The sequence below is a fragment of the Streptomyces shenzhenensis genome (assembly GCF_021462265.1).
GTDB classification, from domain to species: Bacteria; Actinomycetota; Actinomycetes; order Streptomycetales; family Streptomycetaceae; genus Streptomyces; species Streptomyces shenzhenensis.
The window spans coordinates 1-6,533 of sequence record NZ_JAJONF010000107.1 but is presented as its reverse complement, the minus strand read 5'-3'; the positions used below and the strand labels follow the sequence as shown (position 1 = coordinate 6,533).

Here is a 6,533-nt window from a genome sequence, read left to right as displayed (position 1 = left end):
CCGCATGGTGCTTGCCCAGAGCCAGCTACTGAGCGGCGAGTTGGAAGCCGCCGTCACCACCGCAAGCCTCGCGGTCGACGGCGGCGACTCCCTCCAGTCCACCCGGTTCCAGCGCTACGTGACCGACTTCCAGAACGAGGTCAGCGTGCACGCGACGAACCCCACCGTGGCAGCCTTCAACGACAAGGTGCGCGATGCGCTCACCCGCTTGGACGAGGACGACGAGTAGCAGTCACCAGGGGCGCCAGTCCCGAGGCGCATCGTCATTCCGCAGTCCGGCGATGCGCCGGCGGTACTCGGCCGCCGTGTCCTCGTCCTCCTGCACGTTCTGCATGAGCCACGTCGTCATGCCGAACTCTTGGATGCCCCGCAACGTCTCGTAACCGGGCCAGTCGTACAGGTCGCGCCCGTAGGCCGCCACGAAGTCGGCGTACTGTTCGTCGGTCTGCCACCCAAGGCTGTGGTGCTCCACGGCCGTAACCATGAGATCCCACTCCGGATGGTCGTAGCAGAACATCTCGAAGTCGATCAGGATCACGCGGCCTTGGTCATCCACCATGAGGTTCTGCACGTGGGCGTCTCCGTGCACCGGCCCCTTGGCCGACTCGAACCGCAGCTCGGCGTACTTGTCCCGCAGCTCGCGCCAGCGCTTCCGCAAGAACACCTTGTCATCGTCCGGGATCACCGCCCGATCGAGCCTCAATGCCTGCTTGTCGAAAGGGTCGTACGACGGCAGTACAAGCCCGTCCGGCACGGTCAGCGAGTGCAGATCCCGCAGGACCCCGCCCAGCTCCCCGTACGTCGCCTTACGGTCACCCTCCACGATCAGATGCCAGAACGTCACCGGATGGCCGCCGATCAAGAGTGGCTGCTTCAGATCCTCGACGATACGGGATGCCGGAAACCCCTCTTCCTTCAGCCATCGCGACACGTCCACTTCCACACGGGCCTTAGGCAACCACTCCTGCCCTCTCGCCACGCGCACAATGACCGGCGCAGAAGCGAGGCGAAACAGGGCGTTCTCCCCGAGCCGGATCAGCTCAGCGCCTCTGCCATCGAGCCCCGCAGCCTGGCATGCGGCAGTCATCACCCGTGCGGCCCTCGTCGACGTGAACCCCTCTTGCGATCGAGCAGCGTCAAGCGCCATGCCCGTACCAGCTCCCCTAGTCGCGCGCGATCAACCGGCGCACGCCTATGGGTGACCAACCCGACGTGTGCCGGACACACGTCGAGGACAGTACCCAGAGGAGACCATCTCAGCGAGGCCCGGACTCATAGCTTCGGAAGCTACGCGACTTCGAGGCCCATCTCAGGGTTGGAGCTGTGTAGACGCTTGGTGAGCAGCTCAGTGATTTCACCAGGCAGCGTGTGGCACGGCCGATCGTCTGCGCAAGCCACGCTCTGGTCAAACCCGCCGACCAGGCCCCCTACAAGCTCAGTCAGCGGAGGAGACCAGGCAGCCACCCGCATCTACTTTCACCGCAGCCCAGGCCTACCACCGAGCCTCTGGCACTAGCAGTCACAGATAGTGACTGTCAGTCCCGGAGGATAGTGTCTCTTTGTGTGGAGCAGGGGTACCAGTCCTGCTGCGCACACTGTGTGGTGGCAGGACATCTGCCACACTGGTAGGCGATGCATGAGGCAAGTCAGAGCCTTACGGAGTGAGTTGGCAGCGCAGCGGAAAGGGCGGTGAGTGGAAGTGGGGGAAACACCCGAAGAGCGTTTTAGTGCGACCTTCAAGTCCCTAATCACCGAAGGACAAACGCCACCTGCACAGCTAATTGAGCTTCTTGAATCCGATGACGCTTTTCACGAGCTAATCTCTGGTTCTCGATTGCCTTCACTGTATGAAGCGACGGCGCTTGGCGCGTTCTTTAAGATTGCTCCTAGCACTCTTCTTCAATCCAAGACACCCTCAATGGGTGTTAGCTTCCGACTGGGCGTACTAGAAGGCATAAGCGATGTCAGCGAGTCAGTCTCACACGCCGCAAAGCTTCTTTCTGTTGATCGCTTGACTCGTGACTGGGGATACGAAGAGCCGACCGTATCGCTTACTAAATTCTCCCCCTCTAAAGTCTGGCACGATCGAGAAGCTGGCGAGAGCACCGCTTCCCGACTTCGAGCTTTCTTGGACATCGACGACCTTGAGCCAATCGGAGATCTTACCGGGCTGGTCGAGAGCCTCGGTTATCCCGTTGAATATCGAGTGCTCCCGCGCGATGTGCACGGCATTTCCGTACCAGAACAGTGGGGCGACAATACGGCTTGGGTTATCCTGATCAACTGCGAAGACAACTGGGCTCGACAGCGTTTTACCTTGGCGCACGAGCTCAGCCATATTCTGCAACGAGATACAGGGCAAGTCGTTGTGGACCGGGCTACGGTTGAAGATAGGCGGCCCGAGCGAATCGCCGACTCATTCGCACGGAATTTTCTGCTTCCAGAAGAAGCCCTACATCACGCTTACAGCGGGTATGGGGCCATCAATAGCTTTGAAAAAGTTGCTGGCTTCGTAACGAATCTAATGCTCACTTACGGCGTCAGTCGCGATGCCACCATGTACGCACTTCGCGAAACTATCGGCGAATTCACGAGTCCCGATATAATCGAAGCTTGTGGGAAGGCAAGAATTGCCGACCTGATGATTACATCGGGAAACATGGAACAATGGGCTGAGGTCAAACAGAATGAAAGTCGATGCTTTCCGTCTGAGCGCCTCACTCAGCAGTCTCTTAACTCGTTCGCTGCTGGATTGATCTCCTTGCAGGCGGTTGCCGATGTGATTGCCGATGGCGATCAGGAACATGCTGCCGAGCAACTCCACGCTGCCGGCTGGGACTTGATCGGTTCCTAGATGGCGCCATCACATAGGGCGCAGATACCGTCCTTTTGACGGCAGACGAAGAAGTCCGAGGTGCCGGGCCGAAGTTCTGCCGGAACCGTGGCAAACCTCGATGTCATCTGGTCGAAGTTCTCGTACAGCAGCTCTGCGTCCATGAGCGAATCCTGACACCCAAGTTCTGCGAGCAACTGCCCCGTGTGCTTCCAGGCAATGCCGTTTCGTTCAGCAACCAGGGTTGCGCCGTTGTCATTCGTGAGAAGCCGGGTGCTCCGCTGGTGACCAACCGTGAGTATGGCGCTCACGATGCTGTAAGCCTCCCCTGCGTGCTTCTGGGAAGAGCGCACAGCGTCGTCGGAGCGTCCGGCCGTAGCATTCTGACGCTGCTCGATCGCATCAAGTTGCCGCAGCACCCTATCGAGCATGTCGAGCGTCTCACTCGTCGCGGGGAGGGGGAGTTCCCGAATCTCACCAGCGTCCAGCTTTCGAACGATCGCGTCAGCGCTGTTGCACCTCAGGCGGTTTTCCGCAGTCCGTGCGGCGTTCGGGATGTTCGCCATGGCACGGATCTCCCGTGCCACAGCGTCGGTGACGACAAGTGACGAACCATACAGGGCCAGCACCTTGTTGAGCATTGCCGGCCGGAGACCCAAGGAGCACAGGGTGCCGGTGTCGCACCACGCCAGGTCAACGGGAGAGTGACGCTTCGCCTGGGTCGCCACTTCCTGCCAGCGTGACGGACGCGATGGCGGGCGCGGCTGCAAGCTCGGCCGCCGAAGGGCCATCGCCTTGGGGGAGGGGCGCCCCAGGTCGTCCAACTGCCCCTCCTCGGTGTCCCATCCACACTCCTGCTCCGCCTGCTGGAGTACCTGGACAAGCGTAGCCCCGACGGAGGACACACGCACCCGCCTCCAGGAACGCGCCAGAGGCGAAATGCGTCCGCATTGGCGTGGTCACTCCGTCTCGGTGTTGCTCTCGTCGTCGCGTTGTGCTTCAGGGCACCAGCCTCTGACTGGACACCAGGTGCAATGCCTTCCGGGAGTCGCAGCCCAAGTAACGTCCCCGTGCCAGGACTTGACCCGCCGCCGGACCTCCTTCTGTGCCATTCGAAGGACGCCTTTATCTTTCAGGTCCCATTCGAACACTCGACTGGCGTCGGATGTGATCACTTCCAACTCTAGCCGGGCAGACGCACTTTGATAGGGTCCTCTGTAGCCACTGGCAAAAAGGCTGAGAAGCCAAGCGACCGCGAAAAATTGATCGAAGGCCTCTGCGTCATCTTGGGGCATATCGCGACTGGTCGTTTTCGTCTCACGAATTACCAGCGAATCGTCAGCGTCGACATAGATCATGTCGGGTGCGCTAACAATGATCACATCGGCCAGGGCGTCATAACCGTAAACAGGCGCCTCAATAGAGATGACTTGCGTCTCGTCGCGCACTGGGCAGATTTCAACATGTTGAGCAAGGAAGGGCTGTATCTCCGCGTATTCGTCCGGTGAGAGAGTTGACGTAAAAGAGTCCGGATCATCGAAACTACCAATGTCCTGCACAGTGCACCGAACCGACCGGCTGTGAGCTTTTGCGATCCAGCCGTGCACGAGACGCCCCCGATGAGACGCGGGACCCGATGAATCCTTCTGGGGCAAATGCTGCGAACGTGTAATGAACCATTGCGCGGGACACGTCTTATACAGCTCGATATCTCGCGCACTGACCGAACGGGTGGCGGATCCCGGGGTTGATTGCCCAAGAAATCCATCCAGCTTTTCAAGGGCGCTGCAGCTTCCGGCAATTTTACAGTCCTTGCAGAAGCTCCCGGGATGATAGGTATCACCACGAATTATCTTGTGCAGGTTGGGCAGCGCAATAGACGTAAATGCGGATCGCGCCTCCTCTGGATTTTCATCAAAGAGCACTTGAAAGGAGGAGTCCTCCAACCCGATCTCTACCACCCGAATCCGAGAAATATTCTGCGTCGGCCTGAATAAGCTTGCAACGTGTGCAGCTACGGCCGTCCACGGTTCGGGCGTGACTGGCTTCTCACGTACCGACCCAAAGCGCATTTTGCGCACCTCACGGATCCCGTTTCCATCCTCGTACAATGGGCCCCAGACCCACAGAGTCCCTCCCGGTTCAGGGAAGATTTTTGGATCAAAGGATCGGAACTTCAGACCTGGTGTTTCAGCAGACAGTGCATCGTGCGCTTCGAGGTAGCCAGCGATGGCGTGTTCTGCGTATCTGCGAGTGGCAGGATGCAGGGATATCTGGCTGAGCCTCTCGCTGATTACAGATTGCATGCCGTGCCATGTGTCGATCCTTGGATCGTCATGGATTGCACACGCGATTTCCCGGATAATGCCGAGAAGGAAAGGATGGCTGTCGTCCCAGCGTCGCTGCCAAGCCTCGCCCCTCACGTCAGGACGGACCTTCAACGCGCCGCCCATTCCGCAAGTCTTAGCGCGCTCCTGGACGTCTGTAGCACTGATCTTGAGAATGTTGGTGCGTCCGACGAGGTTCGGTCGCACTGTATGAGCGCACACCGCTGCTGAGCCCCCCATCCATCATCCGAGCGATGAGGAACCATATTAGTGCTGGTTCGAGGGGGATGAGCGGCCCAGGAGAGTTTTGCGTCCAGCGGGGCTGTAGTGGCGCATGCAAGGTGGCCAGACGGACGGCTGGCTCATCCGGCGCATAGTGATCGCGCTCGGCGCCCAGGGCGGGCAATGAGGTGCGTGCGAGATGCGCCGAGAACGCCCCTGCCGCCCTCCGGGGGCTCTTCGAGCATCCCAGTCCGAAGTGGTGTGGGTCCGAGAGGTTGCTGCGCCCGGAGACAGCCATCTACCACTGCCTTGCACTGTTGGGGGTGGCTGGACTAGGGCCTGTCCGGCGGATCATGTGACCGCCTCGCGTTTGGGGTCATTGTTCTGGTCGTGGGGCGGGGCGACCTGACAGGCGACGAGTGGGCGCGGCTTGCGCCGCATCTACCGAAGTGCGGGGGCCGAGGCGGGCGCTGGTGTGATCACCGAACGGTGATCAACGGGATCTTGTTCCGGATTCGCACGGGCGTCCCCTGGCGGGACCTGCCGGAGCGGTTCGGGAGCTGGAAGACCGTCTATGAGCGCCATCGCCGATGGTCCGCAGACGGTACCTGGGACCGGATCCTCCAGGCCGTCCAGGCCGATGCCGACGCCCAAGGGCGGATCGACTGGAGCATGGTGAGCGTGGACTCCACCTCGTGCCGGGCCCACCAGCACGCGGCCGGGGCGCCCCGCAGAGCACCACGGATCCCGAAGAGGAGGTCATTACCTCGGCAGCACCGCCCCGACGAAGGACTCGGCCGTTCCCGGGGTGGCCTGACCTGCAAGATCCACCTCGCTGGGGAGGGAGGTTGTCGGCCGCTGGCCCTGCTGGTTACCCCCGGCCAGTGGGGCGACAGCCCGCAGATGATCCCCGTCCTGGAGCGTATCCGGGTCAATGCGCCCCCGCGGAGGGCACCCACGCACGCGTCCCAACCACTTGGGTGGTGATAAGGCGTACAGCTCTCGCCGCAATCGCCGCTACCTGCGTCGACGCCAGATCAAGCACACCATCCCCGAGCCGAGGGACCAGCGGGCCAACCGTCGACGCCGCGGCAGTCGGGGAGGCCGACCCGCCGGCTTCGACAAGGAGATGTACAAGCGCCGCAACGAAG

Annotated in this window: 4 protein-coding genes and 2 pseudogenes; 3 read left to right on the top strand and 3 right to left on the bottom strand. The window is 61.0% G+C overall.

The window, feature by feature from the left end:
* Positions 1 to 229, top strand: a pseudogene (locus LQ326_RS46600) (sporulation protein); the annotation flags it as partial.
* Between the two features lie 3 nt (positions 230 to 232).
* Here LQ326_RS46600 and LQ326_RS46595 read toward each other — a convergent pair.
* Entirely contained in the window at positions 233 to 1,147 is a 915-nt protein-coding gene (locus LQ326_RS46595; protein ID WP_234545280.1) for an aminoglycoside phosphotransferase family protein, read from the bottom strand.
* Positions 1,148 to 1,693: 546 nt separating this feature from the next.
* On the opposite strand from LQ326_RS46595, the gene LQ326_RS46590 reads away from it, so the two are divergent.
* Entirely contained in the window at positions 1,694 to 2,854 is a 1,161-nt protein-coding gene (locus LQ326_RS46590) for an ImmA/IrrE family metallo-endopeptidase (RefSeq protein ID WP_234545279.1), read from the top strand.
* Here LQ326_RS46590 and LQ326_RS46585 read toward each other — a convergent pair.
* Positions 2,851 to 3,657 (bottom strand): hypothetical protein, encoded by an 807-nt coding sequence (locus tag LQ326_RS46585; protein ID WP_234545278.1) that lies wholly within the window; start codon positions 3,655 to 3,657, stop codon positions 2,851 to 2,853. The two genes, LQ326_RS46590 and LQ326_RS46585, sit on opposite strands and share 4 nt — an antisense overlap.
* Positions 3,658 to 3,792: 135 nt before the next feature.
* Positions 3,793 to 5,286 (bottom strand): PD-(D/E)XK nuclease family protein, encoded by a 1,494-nt coding sequence (locus LQ326_RS46580; protein ID WP_234545277.1) that lies wholly within the window; start codon positions 5,284 to 5,286, stop codon positions 3,793 to 3,795.
* Positions 5,287 to 5,772: 486 nt separating this feature from the next.
* Here LQ326_RS46580 and LQ326_RS46575 point away from each other — a divergent pair.
* A pseudogene (locus LQ326_RS46575) lies at positions 5,773 to 6,533 on the top strand (IS5 family transposase); the annotation flags it as partial.